We start from the raw sequence: 14254 nt of genomic DNA on the forward strand, positions 1-14254 counted from the left end.
CTTTTATGACCAATCCAGGCCGCCTGCAACCCGGCGAAGCGTTTCCCGACTTCGCCTTTCTTGACGCGAACGGACAGACCCACCGCCCCGGCGACTACGCCGGGCAGTACGTGGTGCTGTATGTCTATCCCAAGGATGACACCCCCGGATGCACCCGCGAGGCGTGCGATTTCCGCGACAGCGCCCGCCTGCGCGAGCTGGGCGCTCAGGTGCTGGGTGTCAGCCTGGACGATGACGCCAGCCACCGCAAGTTCGCCGAGAAGTACAGCCTGCCTTTTCCGCTGCTGACTGCCCCGGACCCGGATTTTCTGCGGACGCTGGGCGCATACGGCGAGAAGAACAGCTACGGCAAGGTGACCGAGGGCATCAAACGCTCCACCTTCGTGATTGACCCGCAGGGCCGGCTGGTCAAGAGTTGGCTGGCCGTCAAGGTGGACGGCCACGCCGACGCGGTGGCCGATGCCATCGAAAAAGACATGCAGACACAGAAAGAGATGGAGGAGAAGCAATGAGCGACCTTGAAGCCCTGAAAAAAGAAGCGGCCCTGCGCGCCGTGGCGCTGGTGGAAAGTGGGCAGCGGGTGGGCCTGGGCACCGGCAGCACTGCCAAATACGCGATTGAGGAATTGGGCCGCCGGTTGCAGGCGGGCGAGCTGACGGGCATCGTGGGCGTGGCGACCTCCAACGCTTCGGCGGAGCTGGCCCGGCAGGTGGGCGTCCCGGTGGAAGACCTTGACCCCCGGCCGCTGGACATCGCCATTGACGGGGCCGACGAAATCGCCCCGAATCTGGACCTGGTCAAGGGGCTGGGCGGCGCCCTGCTGCGCGAGAAACTGACCGAGGTGCAGGCCCGGCACCTGATCATCATCGCCGACCACACCAAGCTGGTCGGCCGGCTGGGGGAAAAAGCCCCCTTGCCCATTGAGATTGCGCAGTTCGGGTTTCTGTCCACCGTCGAGCGCCTGCGGGCGTTCCTGCCAGGCGGCCGCCTGCGAATGGACGGCGCCCACAACTTCGTGACCGACAACGGCAACTTCATCTACGATGCGCAGCTGCCCGAGCAGTTCGAGGCGGCCGCGCTGGAACGCCGTATCAAGGGCACCCTGGGCGTGGTGGACACCGGCCTGTTCCTGGGCATGGCCGAGCGGGCCTTCGTGGCCGCGCCGGACGGCGTGCAGGAACTGACGCGCTGACCTGAACCCTGCGTACAAGGATCTCTTGCATATAGAAACCAGCTCTGCCCCAACCTCAAGCTCGGGTTGGGGCAGAGTTCACCTGCCGCCCTTACCCCCCGGCCAGACTGAAAGCATGCAAAAAGCTGCTCTGGCTGTCTCTTTTCTCGCCCTGTTCGGTTCGGCGCTGGCTCAGACATCCACGGCTTTTCACGGCCTGAATGTGCCCACCTATCCCGGTGCCCAGAACGTGAAAATCGAAACCGATAGTGACGAATACGAACTCTACTTCAAGCGCAACAATGAGCTGCGCCGGGTCTACGACTACTACGTGAACTATTTCAAGGGCCAGGGCTTCACGGTAACGAGCACCAAATTCAAGTCCAGCGGCCTGGGCTACAAGGCCAACCTCAGCCGGGGCACCGGCCCTCAGAACAACATCGAGCTGGATGTCAAGGTCAAGCACGGCATGAACAAGGTGGAAATCGAGTTCGACGAATAAGCTGGAAGCTCAGGCCCGCTGGCTGGGCAGGAGCTGGAAAGGGCGGGGGAGAAAGCCCGGAAATGCCCGGCAGCGTGGCACAATAAACCGACATGACTGAGCCTTCACAGCCCACCCAGCCAAGCATCGTCATTCTCGACTTCGGCAGTCAGTACACCCGGCTGATTGCCCGGCGCTTCCGCGAGCTGAACGCCTACTCGGTGATTTTGCCCGGCAGCGCGCCGCTGGAGCGGATTTTGCAGGAAAATCCCCGCGGCATCATTCTTTCGGGCGGCCCCAGCAGCGTGTACGACGAACAGGCCCCCCGCCCCGCGCCGGGCGTACTGGAGCTGGACGTGCCGGTACTGGGCGTCTGCTACGGCATGCAGTTTCTGGCGCAGCAGGCCGGCGGCGATGTAAAGCGGGCCGGCAAGCGCGAATACGGCAAGGCCAGCCTGACCGAATACGGCGGCGAGCTGTTCCGGGGCATCGAGGGCGAGTTCGTGGCCTGGATGAGCCACTCGGACTCGGTAACCCAGCTGCCGGCCGGCTATCAGGTGGTGGCCCGCACCGAGGACACCCCGGTGACCGCCATCGAGAACAGCGAAACGAAACGCTACGGCGTGCAGTTCCACCCGGAAGTGGTGCACACCCCCAAGGGCGGGCAACTGCTGGCCAATTTCCTGGACATCTGCGGTATTCAGCGCGACTGGACGGCCGAGCACATCATCGACGAACTGGTGGCAGACGTGCAGGCCCAGGTGGGCGAGGACGGCCGGGTGCTGCTGGGCATCAGCGGGGGCGTGGATTCCTCGACCCTGTCGCTGCTGCTGGCCCGCGCGGTGGGCGAGCGGCTGACCGCCGTCTTTATCGACCACGGCCTGCTGCGGCTGGGCGAGCGCGAACAGGTGGAAGCGGCGCTGCGGCCTCTGGGCGTGAACCTGATCACGGTGGACGCCCGCGAGGAATTCATGCGCCACTTAGAAGGCGTCAGCGATCCCGAGCAGAAACGCAAGATCATCGGCCGCGAGTTTATCCGGGCGTTCGAGCGTGAAGCCCGCGACCACGGCCCTTTCGATTTCCTGGCGCAGGGCACCCTCTATCCCGACGTGATCGAGTCGGCCGGCGGTGAGGGCGCGGCCAACATCAAGAGCCACCATAACGTGGGCGGTCTGCCCGACGACCTCCAGTTCAAGCTGGTGGAGCCTTTCCGCACCCTCTTCAAGGACGAGGTGCGCGAGATTGCCGGTCTGCTGGGCCTGCCCGACGAGGTCCGGATGCGCCACCCTTTCCCCGGCCCTGGTCTGGCGATTCGCTGCCTGGGTGCCATCACCGAGGACAAGCTGGACATCCTGCGGCGGGTGGACGACATCTTTATCAGTGGCCTGCGCGAGTTTGACCTGTACGACGACTGCTCGCAGGCGCTGGCGGTGTTGACCCCAATTCAGTCGGTAGGCGTGATGGGCGACGAGCGCACCTATTCCTACACGGTGGCCCTGCGTGCCGTGACCACCGGTGATTTCATGACCGCCGAGTGGGCCCGGCTGCCTTACGATTTCCTGGCCACCATGAGCAACCGCATCGTGAACCAGGTCCATGAGGTAAACCGTGTGGTGTACGACATCACCGGCAAGCCGCCCGCCACCATCGAGTGGGAATGAGCTGAGCGAAAAGGTCGGCCAAGGGAAGGCAACCGGTGTACCTGTGTGTCTGGTGCGCCCTTGCCCCGGCTGCCCCCCGGCCCGCTATCATGCCGGGGTGACCAACGGCCCCACCACCCGCCTGCCCGAACTCACCGCCAGGTACGGGCCGCTGAGCAGCATGGGCACGGGCATGCAGAGCCGGGTGTACGCCACCGCCGACGGCGAGGCAGTGATCAAGGTGTACCGCAGCGGGGTGGGCAAGGCCGAGCGCGAGGCCGCCAATTTGCACCGCGCCGGACTGGGCCACTGGGTGCTGGACACCCTCTTTGCCGACGGCGCCGAAGCCCTGGTGATGCGCCGGTTCGAGGGCAAGCGGGTCACGGCTGCAACGTTGCCGGCTGCCCTGCCCCAGCTGAAAGTGCAGCTGACCCGTCTGCACGCCATTCAGCAGGGCGAGGTGGATGTCTCGCGGGTGGAAGGCCGCCTCAGGAAATTCCGCCGGGTGCTGGCTTCGCAGGGCCTGGACGACATCTTCGCGGCGGTGGAAGGCCCGCTGCAGGCCGGCGAATTCCAGCAGCCGGCGTCGTTTTGCCACCTCGATCTCTGGCAGGACAACATCCTGATCGATCCGGGCGGCGAGGTGATGCTGATCGACTGGACCAATGCCGACTGGGACGACCCGCTGCGCGATTTGGCGCTGCTCAAGACCGGCACGCTGGACCTCTTGGGCGCTGACGAGAGCCTGGCCGCGGTGCTGCGGCTGCTGCCGGACCGCACCCCGGCCACCCTGCGGCGGCTGCGGGCCTATCTGGCGCTCACCTACCTGCACGACCTCTACTGGCTGATGATGAACGAGCCGTACGAGTTCGCCGCCGAGCGCGGCAAGAAAGTGCCGCGGGCCCGGCACGTGCTGGCCAGCCTGCCGGCCACCGGCTGAGCGACCGGGTTTGCGCGGCCCAGCGACACAACGAAAGCGCCCAAAGGCAAGCGCGGTGCCAGCGATGGCCGGGCACCCCCTGCTAGACTTTGGCCCGTGCAAGTGCTGTTCGCCCTTCAGATTCTTGCGACCGCGCTGCTGGGCGGGTTGCTCTTGCTGACTGCCCTGGAAAACGGCGGCACCCTAAGCGTGCCGTGGTTGTTCTCGCCGGAAGTGTCGCTGGTCACGCAGGCGCAGGGGCTGGTGGGCTTTACGGTGCTGGGCGCGCTATGGAGTCTGCTGATGCTGCTGCCGGCCCTGCTGATGCTGCGGGCTCAGCGCCAGCGCACCGAGCGCCTGCTGGCTGAACGCGAACGCCACCTCCAGGCGCTGCTGCAAGCGCAGTATGCGGCGCCGGCCGGTTCAGAAGCTGCGCCTGCTACTCCGGCTGACCCTGAGCCTCAGCTGGCCGCAGAGGTGCAGCCTTGAGCGGCCAGCCTGACATTCCACAGGCCGCGCCGCAGGCCCACTGGCAACTGGCCCGCCCGGCCCCGCTACCGGCCCTACAGGACATCATGAGCCGCTACGGTCTGTCGGCGCCGGCGGCGCAGTGGGTGTATGGCCGTGGTCTGCGCCCCGAGCTGCTGACACCGGAACACCGCCTCACGCCCAACCCCGGTCTGCGCGAGGCGGCGCGGCGGATAGCAGCGGCCATCCGCGCCGGCAAACGCCTGCGGATTCACGGCGACTACGACGCCGACGGCGTGACGGCCACCGCCATTCTGGTGCTGGGCCTGCGGGCGCTGGACGCCGATGTCCACGGCTTTATTCCCCACCGGCTGAATGAGGGCTACGGCATTCACCCTTCCAAACTGGACGAGCACGCCCAGAGCTGTGACCTGCTGGTCACGGTGGACTGCGGCGTTTCCAACCACGCGGAAGTGGCCGGGCTGCTGGAACGTGGCATAGACGTTATCGTGACCGACCACCACGCGCCGCCCCCCACTTTTCCCGACTGCCTGGTGGTGCATCCTGAGCTGACGGCCGGGTACGACCCGGCGCAGCACAACCTGACCGGGGCGGGGGTGGCTTATCACCTGCTCTGGGCGCTGTATCAGGAACTGGGCCTGCCCGAGCCGCGCCCGCTGAGCGCCCTGGCGACCCTGGGCACCATCGCGGACGTGGCCCCGCTGACCGGCGAGAACCGCGCCCTGGTGGGCGCCGGCCTGGCCGAATTGCCCGCGACCGAAATTGTGGGTCTGCGGGCGCTGCTGGACCTGAGTGGGGTCAAGGCACCTTCGGCCCGCGACGTGGCCTTCATGCTGGCCCCCCGCATCAACGCGGCCGGGCGGATGGGCGAGGCCGACCGGGCGCTGGAACTGCTGACCACCGCCAGCCCGCAGCAGGCGGCGGCACTGGCGCAGCTGCTGGAAGTCAGCAACGCCGAGCGCCGCGAGTTGCAGGACCGGATGTACCGTCAGGCACTGGACTTGGTGGACCCAGGCGAAAAAGCGCTGCTGGTCACCCACCCGGACTGGCACCCCGGCGTGATGGGCATCGTGGCCAGCAAGCTGCTGGAAAAGTTCTACCGGCCGGTCTATATCGTGGCGCAGGGTAAAGGTTCGGTGCGCTCCACTCCTGGCATCAGCGCGGTGGGGGGGCTGCGCTACAGCCACGACCTGCTGCTGAAATACGGCGGGCACCCCGGCGCGGCCGGCTTCTCGCTGGACGAGGCCAATCTGCCGCAGCTGCGCGGCCGCCTGCAGGACTACGCCGCTCAGTTTCCGGCGCCGGTGCCGCAGGTCACGCTGGACGCGCCGCTGCCGGCCTCCTACGCCGGGCTGGACCTCTGGCAGGAATTGCAGGCGTTCGAGCCTTATGGTGAGGGGCTGCGGCCCCCGCTGTGGCACCTGCGCACGCCGCTGAGTGGGGCGCGGCTGGTGGGCCGCAACCACGACACCCTGCAGTTTCAGGCGGCCGGCCTGCGCGGGGTCAAGTTCCGCGAGCAGGAGGCCGCGACCGGCCCCCGTGACCTGGCGGTGCGGCTGCGGCGCTCGGACTTCCGGGGCCGCACCAGCGCCGAGTGGGAAGCCGAGGAGCTGCGCCCTCCGCAGGCGTTGCAGCTGGCGCCGCTGCCTGTGCCTGTCGGACTGGAGGTGTCGGCTGACATGACAGGCACTGAAGCCAGGCTGGCGGTACGCCGCACGCCGGACCGGGTGCTGGCCCGCCTGCGTACCCGTGGCAGCGGCGTGGCTGTCTATGCGGAGGGGGCGCTCCTGACTTCGCTGCAAGCCCAGTTGCCCGGGCTGCATTACCTGCAGCCGGACGACGCCGCGCCGGAGCTGCCGCTGGTGCTGTTCGGCCTGCCGCCGGCCGCGACGCTGGAGCGTTGGCTGGGGGCCCGCCCGGCCGGAGCCGCCCCGGCGACGTTTGCCTGGGGCCGCGCCACCCTGGCCACGCTGGACGCTGATCCCAGCGGCGCCGAAGGCTACCACCGCTTTCAGTGGGCCCACGCTTACCTCACGCTGGACGATGCCGGCTGGGACCATGCCGTGCGTGCTCTGAGCGGCCTGGAGCTGTCTCGGCCGGCCGCGCCGGAACCCCTGGCAGCGGCCGGAGACGACTGAACCCGGCCGCATTAGGCAGCAAAAAGGCCAGAGCTCAAAAGACCAGAGCGCTGGCCCCGGCCCATAAATTTCCGCCTGTACCTTCTTCTTCAGCGCTTTATTCTTCGGCGCTCTCGCCGCTCAGTTCGGCCTGGGCGCGGCGCAGCACCGGGCTGTCTTCCGGCGACTGCCCGCCGATTTCAGCCAGATACAGTGCAGTCCAGGCGCCCAGATACCACAGTGCCAGGCCCGGCGCATAGTCGCTGTCGGTGTTGTGGTCGGGGAAAGGCAGGTGAATCACCTCGTCCACCCGGCTTTCCATGATCTCGCGCCCCAGGTCCAGCCGCGGGCTGAGGTCGCCCAGCAGCAGCCCCACCTTGCCGTCGCCCTGCTCGTGCTGCGCCTCGAACATGCCGCTCAGCACCGGTAGGGGATCGCCCAGCACCGGCACGCTGTAGCTTTTGCCGGTCCGGGCCAGCAGGTGTTGCCAGGCCAGCACCAATCCTTCGGCGCCTTCGTCTGCCAGCAGCAGCGGCGTGCGGCCGTGCAGGCGCCAGGCCAGCTCGCGGGCGGGGTTGCTCTCAGTTTCCTCGCCCGCGCAGCTTTGCGCCAGTGTGGCCAGCAGCCGGTCGGCTTCCTGCGCCTCATCGGCGTGGCCGCTGGCGTAGGCCAGATACTGTGCCCCGTGATAGGCAGCCGTCACGCCGGCCGGAATCAGGGTGTCGATGTGTTCGGCGTCGCCGCCGGTGGCAACCCGGCGCACCTGCGCGCCCGCCGCTTCGGCCAGGGCAGTGTATTCCAGGGCCAGCGGCGCACTGTCGGGGCTGCTCAGCACGAACTGGGTGCCGCTGGTGCTCAGCGACGCGGCAATCAGGGGTTCGGCCAGCAGGGCGGCCAGGGTGCCTTCGCCGGTACCCACAACGCCGTAAGGCCCGCTTTGTAGCTGCACTGGCCCGCTGTAGCTGCCCGGCAGGGCCAGCAGTAAAGAATGAAGACTCATGGGCTGAATCTTAGCGGGTCCGCCGCGGCGGGGGAGGGCACGCGCTTTCCTTTGGGCGGTGTACGGCGGCGCCAGGCAGGAGCGGGGCAGGCGAAAGAAAAGCCGGCCAGGATGCTCACAGAGGTGCGTGATACAATCGCCCGCGTGTTTGAAGGCGTGCCAACAACGGGCTGGACAGCGGGTGTTAACCCCCAGCCAACGAAAAAACACCACCCTGCGGGGTGGCGCTTTTGTGGTGTACCCGATTGGATTCGAACCAACGACCTTTAGCTCCGGAGGCTAACGCTCTATCCAGCTGAGCTACGGGTACGTAGCGGAAACTCAAGTAAAGTATCACGTCCCCGAGGAGAACTTCAAGTGAACAAGAAAACTGCCGTAAACGCCCTGCTGATCGTTCTGTCCCTGCTGCTGGTGGGCGGCATGGCCCTGCAGTTCCTGCCTGGCGACGGCGCCCAGAACATCATGAACTCTATTCGCGGTGAAAAGGGCACGCCGGCCATCCGGGTCAACGGCAAGGCCATCACCGCCGAGAAGCTCAAGAGCATTGAGCAGAACAACCCCTCGCCCTTCAAGGCACAGGGCGGCGTCTTGCAGGACGATTTCCGCACTTTTCTGATTTCGCAGGTGATCCGCCAGGAAGTGATGACCCAGGCCGCTGGGGACATCAACGTGACCCGGCAGGACGTAGACGCCGAAGTGACCAAGGTGCGTGAGGACAACAAGCTGACCGACAACGCCGCCTGGACCGACGCCCTGCAGCGGGTGGGCCTGAGCGACTCGGAATACCGCCAGCAGGTCAAAGAAGGCCTGGCTCTGCAGCGCCAGACCGAGGAAATCGAGAAATCGGCTCCCGCGCCTACCGAAGACGAGATGAAGACCTACTATGACCTGAACCCCACGCTGTTCCAGACCGAGCAGCGCATCAAGGGCCGGGAAATTGTGCTGGACGACCAGGCCCAGGCCCAGAAGGTGCTGGCCCAGGCGCGCGGCGGTGCCGACTTTGCCGAGCTGGCCCGCAAGAACAGCAAGGAAGAAAACGCGGCCAGCGGCGGCGCCCTGGGTGCCCTGGGCGAAAAGGGCGCGCTGCAACCAGTCGAAACGGTGGTGCTGCCCGACGAGGTGGCCAAGGCGGTGCAATCGCTGCCCTCGCCCGGCCTGACCGAAGTGGTTGCCAGCGGTGGCCGCTTTTATATCGTGAAGGTGGAAGAACTGCTGCCCCCCCAGACCAAGCCCTATGAACAGGTCAAGGCCGACGTGAAGACTGCCCTGGAAAAGAGCAAGAAGGCCGCCGCCGTCGAGCAGTTCATGGACCAGCAGCTGGCTGCCGCCAAGATTGAAGTGGTGGACCCGGCCTGGAAGTACGAAGATCCCACCGTGGCCGAGGTGAACGGCAAGAAGATTCCCTACTCGGAAGTGGTGGGCCGGGTGCTGCAAAACCAGCAGCTGATGATGATGGTGCAGGGCATGAACGGCGGCCAACTGGGTGACATGGTCAACGGCATGCTCAAGCCCTCGGTGGTGGAGCAGCTGATTCGCGAGTACGCCGCGCCGACCATCGTGCAGCAAGAAGGCGTCAAGGTGGTGGGCACCCGCCAGGACCTGGTCAGTGGACTGATCGCTTACGGCGGCCGCGACGTGAAAGTCAGCGACCAGGAACTGCGCAAGGCCTACGAGGAAGGCAAGGCCCAGTTCCAGGTGCCGGGCAGCGCCGCTGTCTCGGAAGCCACTTTCCCCAGCCGCGAACAGGCTCTGGCCTTCCGCCAGGACTGGCAGGGCGGTGACTTCACCAAGGCGGCCACCAAGGCGGGCGGCATCGTGTCGGAACGCGGCACCATTCACCCCGACAGCGACACCCTGGACCCCTCGGTCCTGCAGGCCATTTTCGAGGGCAAACTGCGCGCGGTGGGCGACACCAGCCTGACTGACATCGTGCAGGCCAAGGACGGCTGGAAGGTCGTCTCGGTGGCCGACCTGCAACCCGGCCGGGTGCTGCCGTTCGATGAGGTCCGCAACACGCTGGAAACCAGCCTCTTTAACGAGAAGCAGGGCACCAAGGGCGAGGAGTTCCTCTCGGGCAAGGTGGCGGCCTTCAAGCCGGTCAACCACCTCAAGGAAGTGCTGGATGCCCAGAAGGCCCGGGTGGCCGCAGAAGCGCCGGCCACTGCGTCGGGTGCAGCCACTTCAGGCGCCGCCACCTCGGAAACGACTTCGGGCGCTGCGGCCTCCGAAGCGGCCACCACGCCGGCTGAGAATGAGAGCGCCTCGGGTGCTCAGGCCGCTCCCGCCGAAGGCAGCGCTGCCGCGACGGGTCAGTAAGACTGGCAGGGAAGACCTGTCAGAGCGTCACGGAGACACGGCGGCTCTTGCTCAGGCCAGGCGGCCGGGCAGGAGCAGGGGAGGGGCCAGCTTTGGAAGGCTGGCCCCTCTTTTTTGGTTTGGCGGCTCTTGGAACAGGTCGCTGCCTGTCAGGCCCCGAGCGGTGGTCAGACGATGGAGTCGGGGCGCTTTGCCTCGGCTGACCCGTCCCCAGCTGCCGGCCCCTGCGCGATCTGAATCTCACCGTAGGGCTCGGTCTGCTCGGCTCGTAGGTCACCGGTCTTGACCGCTTCCAGCAGCGCTGCAAAATAGGTGGTGTGTTCGCCCCAGTCCTGCGCAGTAATGCCGCTGAAGCTGAAATGGCCCAGCTGCCGCCCAAAAGCCAGCAGAGCGGCCAGCGCCCCTTTCAGGCTGAGGCGTTCGCGGGCCAGCAGCGGCACCTCGACCTCGCGCACGGCGGCGCGGGCCGCGTCCAGCAGCTGGCGCAGGTTCTGGCCCTGGCGGGGAGGGCGCTGCCGGCGGGGCAGCTCCAGCGCTGGCCGGGGCACCGGCGCCGGGATCAGCCCGCTGCGCTGCGCGCGCCGCTGACTGAGAAACCGCACTGCCCGGTCCAGTTCGGCCAGGGCCTCAACCCCGCCGGCGATGTCCGAATCGTCGGCCCAGTCGTCCGGCTCGCCGTCCAGGTCATCCCAGCCGCCTGATTCAGCGGCGGGCGGCAGCAGCAGCCGGGCCTTCAGGGCGATGACCGCGGCCAACGGCGGCAAAACTTCCGCCGGAGGATGCGTGCCCTGCCAGGCCGGGTGGGCTTTCAGCCAGGCCAGGACCGCGTTGGTCAGTGCCAGCAGCGGCACTTGCTGCGGGCTCAGTTCACTGCCTCGTAAGGCTGCGGCCAGATCACTCAGGCTGCCGGTGAACGGTTCAGCGCCGGGTCGTGCCAGCCGGACCTGATATTCCATTGCCTCACCCGGCTGCGCTGCCGGCAGCAGGGGAAGGGGGGCCGTTCCGTTGGGGCTGGAGCTGGGCCCGTCAGGTCTAAGCCAGTCGGGTCCAGGCCAGTCAGGTCCAGGGGTCGGCGGTACAGGCATCGGCGGACATCATACCGGCTGGCCTGTAGCGCGGGGGCGCCTCCCTTTCTGTATTCGGAGGGAGGCGCCCATGCTGGCCGCGTTGGCTGAGGGCTCTCCGGCCTTACTGTCCGCGTTCCACTGCACTGAGCAGTTCTCGCAGCACGCCCAGGCGGCGGGCCTCGGCCACCACGGCCGGAGTGACGCGGCCGCCTTCCGGCAGCACCTCTTCACCGCTTTCGGCCCGGATGGCCCGCGAGACCGGCCAGCCGTAAGCCTCGCTGATGATGTGCTCGATTGCCTGATCGAACGACTCGCTGCTGGGGCTGTTCAGCGGCAGCAGCTCAGTGGGCTGGTGGTCTTCCGGCTGGGCCGCTGCGGCCGAATCCGTAGCGATACCTGGGCCGGGTTCTGCGCCGCGGGGTTGCAACGGGTCGGCGGCCAGCCGGGCCGGGTCCAGCGGGGGCTGCGGCGTGTGCTGCAGCGCCGGGGCAGGGTGGGCCAGTTCCGCTTGCAGCTCGGCGGGGCTTTCGGTCAGCTCGGGCATGGCACCGGCCGGTTGCAGCGGGTCAGCTGCGGGCCGGGCCGGGGCCGGTGTACCGGCTGGCCCCCCTGCGGAGAGGGACATAGCTGCCGGCGCCGCTGGCGCACTGGACAGGTCCGGCTGCTCCTGAACCTCCGGCGCGGGACCGCTGAAGATCAGCGCGTCGTCCGCTTGGGCTGGGGTTACGGCGATGTTCGGTGCCGTCACTGTATCGGCAGAGTGCTCCGGCACCGGCGGCTCGGCTGTCTCAAGGGGAGCACCCCACTGCTCATGTACCTGCACCAGCTCGCGTTCTTCGGGGCCGTGCAGCAGCTCCTCGCGGCGGTCGCTCAGCCAGCGGCCGGCTTTTTCTAGCAGCCCCGGCTCCTGACCTGGCAGCGGTTCGCTGAGGTGGGCCACCTGCTCCTCACGGGCACGCATCGGCCGGGGATTCTCTGTGCTCTCAACAGAATTGCTGCCCAATGGGCTGAGGCGCCCTTCCTGGTCGGGAATCAGCAGAGGTTCCGGGTGTGCCGGCGCCGTGTCTACTAGTGCCGTGTCCAGCGGCGCACTTTCAACCACGACAGGTTCTACGGGTGTGGCTTCCAGCTGCATGGTTTCTGCCGGTTCATGCGCCTCGGTTGGGGCAGCGTGTGGCTGTGGCCGCGCCGGCTCGGCGCTGCGGCGTTCGTATTCGCCCAGGTCCACCGGCTCGGCGGCCGATTCGGTGCCGCGCAGGTGGCGTTGCAGCTGTTCCAGCGCGCCCTGTTCTTCGGCGCGGGTCAGCACGGCCGGGGTGATGATCTGCCCCTGCGCGGCGATCAGGTTGCCGCCTCCGTCCAGCACGTCTTCCCGGACCCGGCGGCCCACCAGATCGCTGGGTGCCAGAAATTGAGGAGCCAGAGACTGAGGAGCCAGGCCGTCTGAAGCGGCCGCATCGCTCGCTTCTGCCGCAGGAGCCGCTGCAAAGACTGCTTCTGTGGCGGCAGTTTCCACTTGCAGTGGCATGTCCTGAAGGGGCTCCAGGTTTTGAGGTGCTTCCCCCTCCTGAACTGTCTGCTCTGGCAGGGCCGCCGCTTCAGCTTCTTCGGGGCTCAGCGACGTGCTGACCAGTACCATCAGCCGGCCGGAGCGCTCGGCGCGGATGGCCTGCTCCTCGGTGATGGGCTCGCCTTTCTCGGCCACCACGGTGCCGTCGGGCAGGACAATGCTGGTGCCGGCAATCCGGCCCACCGCGTATTCCCGCTGCCGCAGCGCCGCTTCCTCGGCCAGTTCCTCGGTGTTGTGGTCGCTGCCGTAGGGGTGCGCTTCCTGCGGCGCCTCGCTGGGCCACTGCCCGCCGGTGCGGCGCAGTTCCTCGGCCACGCTGGCCGGCACGATGGCCACGTCCTTGCCGATCTGCACGCTTTCGGGCGCCGGCACATAGGAACTGCCGCCGCCGGCCGCACCGCCAAAGAGCCCGCCGGACACCTCATAGCCGGTGACGCGGCCGCTGTACTCGTCAAAAATCACGTCGCTGATCTTGCCCAGGTCCTCGCCGTGCGAGGTCAGCAGCGACATGCCCACCAGATTCACGTCCGAAGCCATCAGCTCCTTCATGCGGGCCTGTTCTTCCTCGCTGGCGGTGTCCTGCGCCGAGGTGATCATCACGGCGTCTTCGCCCACCGAATACACCGCCGAGAAGGGAATCAGGCGGTCGTGCCGCCGCAGCCAGGTGCCGCCGCCGTCTACCACCAGGCCCAGCACCAGATTGGCTCCATGGTCGAACACAATGTCCCGCACGCTGTCTACCCGCTCGCCGGTGCTCAGGTCCACGACGTGCCTGCCCAGCAGTTCTTTGCCTTTGATCATCTCTACCTCTTGCCGCTTCCGCCTGCCGGGGAAGCGCGGCGGCAAGCCTGGGCCCGCCCGCCGCAATGAATGTGCCGAAAGCTCAGCCGGGCGGCTGAGGCCCAGATGAACCCAGATTAAGGTGCTGGGCAGTCAGGCTAGATGTGTGATCATTCAGGTCACATTTCGCATTCGGGGTCTGACCCGGCAGTACTGGCAGCCCGGGTGCAGCCGAAGCGCTCCACACCAGGATACTTCTCGCCCAGCGACCGGACCCGGAACCCGCAGGCCCGGTAAAACCCCACGGCTGCGGCGTCGGTTTCGGAGGTCAGTTCACGTGCAGGCGCGTGGGCCTGCGCCAGCGTCAGCAACCGCCGGCCCAGGCCTCGCCGCTGGTCGCCGGCTGTTACCGCGATGTGCAGGATGGTGACCGGCCCTTCTCCAGTTTCCGACACTGCCAGCCCAATCAACCCCAGCAGCTTTCCGCCTTCTTCTAGGCCCAGCAGCAGCCAGCCTTCTTCGGCGTAGCGCTGGCAAGTACGCTCCAACCGGGCCGGGTCCGGGAAGGCCGCCAGGGCCAGCAGGCCCAGCACGGCCGGGTCGCGGGCGTCCAGGCGGGGGCGCAGGTTCACGGCGCTGAGGGGCACATCAGTAAGGGGCACGGCGCAAGTATGCCGCAGGCACAATGGACCCCTCCCTTCAGC

The 14254-nt window shown here is 67.3% G+C and carries 12 protein-coding genes and 1 tRNA gene; 8 read left to right on the forward strand and 5 right to left on the reverse strand.

Annotation, left to right across the window (positions count from 1 at the left end; all coding sequences use genetic code 11):
• The first annotated feature begins 5 nt into the window (after nucleotides 1–5).
• The 7 genes from OCI36_RS02955 to recJ all read left to right on the forward strand — a co-directional run bounded on the left by OCI36_RS02955 (nucleotide 6) and on the right by recJ (nucleotide 6838).
• Complete coding sequence (locus tag OCI36_RS02955; protein ID WP_261663594.1) at nucleotides 6–512, forward strand: peroxiredoxin; 507 nt, start codon at nucleotides 6–8, stop codon at nucleotides 510–512.
• Complete coding sequence (rpiA, locus tag OCI36_RS02960) at nucleotides 509–1192, forward strand: ribose 5-phosphate isomerase A (protein ID WP_261663595.1); 684 nt, start codon at nucleotides 509–511, stop codon at nucleotides 1190–1192. The genes OCI36_RS02955 and rpiA overlap by 4 nt, the downstream gene beginning before the upstream one ends.
• Before the next feature lie 115 nt (nucleotides 1193–1307).
• Complete coding sequence (locus OCI36_RS02965; protein ID WP_261663596.1) at nucleotides 1308–1673, forward strand: hypothetical protein; 366 nt, start codon at nucleotides 1308–1310, stop codon at nucleotides 1671–1673.
• A gap of 92 nt (nucleotides 1674–1765) precedes the next feature.
• Complete coding sequence (gene guaA / locus OCI36_RS02970) at nucleotides 1766–3313, forward strand: glutamine-hydrolyzing GMP synthase (protein ID WP_261663597.1); 1548 nt, start codon at nucleotides 1766–1768, stop codon at nucleotides 3311–3313.
• A gap of 97 nt (nucleotides 3314–3410) precedes the next feature.
• Nucleotides 3411–4232, forward strand: coding sequence for a phosphotransferase family protein (locus OCI36_RS02975; RefSeq protein ID WP_261663598.1), 822 nt, complete (start codon nucleotides 3411–3413; stop codon nucleotides 4230–4232).
• Between the two features lie 96 nt (nucleotides 4233–4328).
• Nucleotides 4329–4700, forward strand: a complete 372-nt coding sequence (locus tag OCI36_RS02980; RefSeq protein WP_261663599.1) for a hypothetical protein — start codon at nucleotides 4329–4331, stop codon at nucleotides 4698–4700.
• A gap of 86 nt (nucleotides 4701–4786) precedes the next feature.
• Nucleotides 4787–6838: a single-stranded-DNA-specific exonuclease RecJ gene (gene recJ, locus OCI36_RS02985; protein ID WP_261664363.1), complete on the forward strand. Its 2052-nt coding sequence runs from the start codon at nucleotides 4787–4789 to the stop codon at nucleotides 6836–6838.
• A 97-nt stretch (nucleotides 6839–6935) separates the two neighbouring features.
• Here recJ and OCI36_RS02990 read toward each other — a convergent pair whose 3' ends face one another.
• Together OCI36_RS02990 and OCI36_RS02995 are read right to left on the reverse strand one after the other, a co-directional pair.
• On the reverse strand, nucleotides 6936–7817 hold the full coding sequence (locus OCI36_RS02990) for an SIS domain-containing protein (protein WP_261663600.1): 882 nt from the start codon (nucleotides 7815–7817) through the stop codon (nucleotides 6936–6938).
• Between the two features lie 233 nt (nucleotides 7818–8050).
• Nucleotides 8051–8127: transfer RNA gene (locus tag OCI36_RS02995), tRNA-Arg, on the reverse strand.
• A gap of 47 nt (nucleotides 8128–8174) precedes the next feature.
• Between OCI36_RS02995 and OCI36_RS03000 the strand changes: the two genes are divergently transcribed.
• A complete protein-coding gene (locus tag OCI36_RS03000) occupies nucleotides 8175–10133 on the forward strand; it encodes a peptidyl-prolyl cis-trans isomerase (RefSeq protein ID WP_261663601.1) in 1959 nt (652 codons plus the stop codon).
• A 167-nt stretch (nucleotides 10134–10300) separates the two neighbouring features.
• Here OCI36_RS03000 and OCI36_RS03005 read toward each other — a convergent pair whose 3' ends face one another.
• From OCI36_RS03005 to OCI36_RS03015, 3 genes are all read right to left on the reverse strand, one after another.
• A complete protein-coding gene (locus OCI36_RS03005; protein ID WP_261663602.1) occupies nucleotides 10301–11089 on the reverse strand; it encodes a segregation/condensation protein A in 789 nt (262 codons plus the stop codon).
• A 232-nt stretch (nucleotides 11090–11321) separates the two neighbouring features.
• On the reverse strand, nucleotides 11322–13571 hold the full coding sequence (locus OCI36_RS03010) for a PRC-barrel domain-containing protein (protein ID WP_261663603.1): 2250 nt from the start codon (nucleotides 13569–13571) through the stop codon (nucleotides 11322–11324).
• 158 nt (nucleotides 13572–13729) lie between these two features.
• On the reverse strand, nucleotides 13730–14212 hold the full coding sequence (locus OCI36_RS03015; RefSeq protein WP_261663604.1) for a GNAT family N-acetyltransferase: 483 nt from the start codon (nucleotides 14210–14212) through the stop codon (nucleotides 13730–13732).
• Nucleotides 14213–14254: the final 42 nt, after the last annotated feature.

The organism is Deinococcus sp. Marseille-Q6407 (genome assembly GCF_946848805.1).
In the GTDB taxonomy this organism is placed as follows: Bacteria; Deinococcota; Deinococci; order Deinococcales; family Deinococcaceae; genus Deinococcus.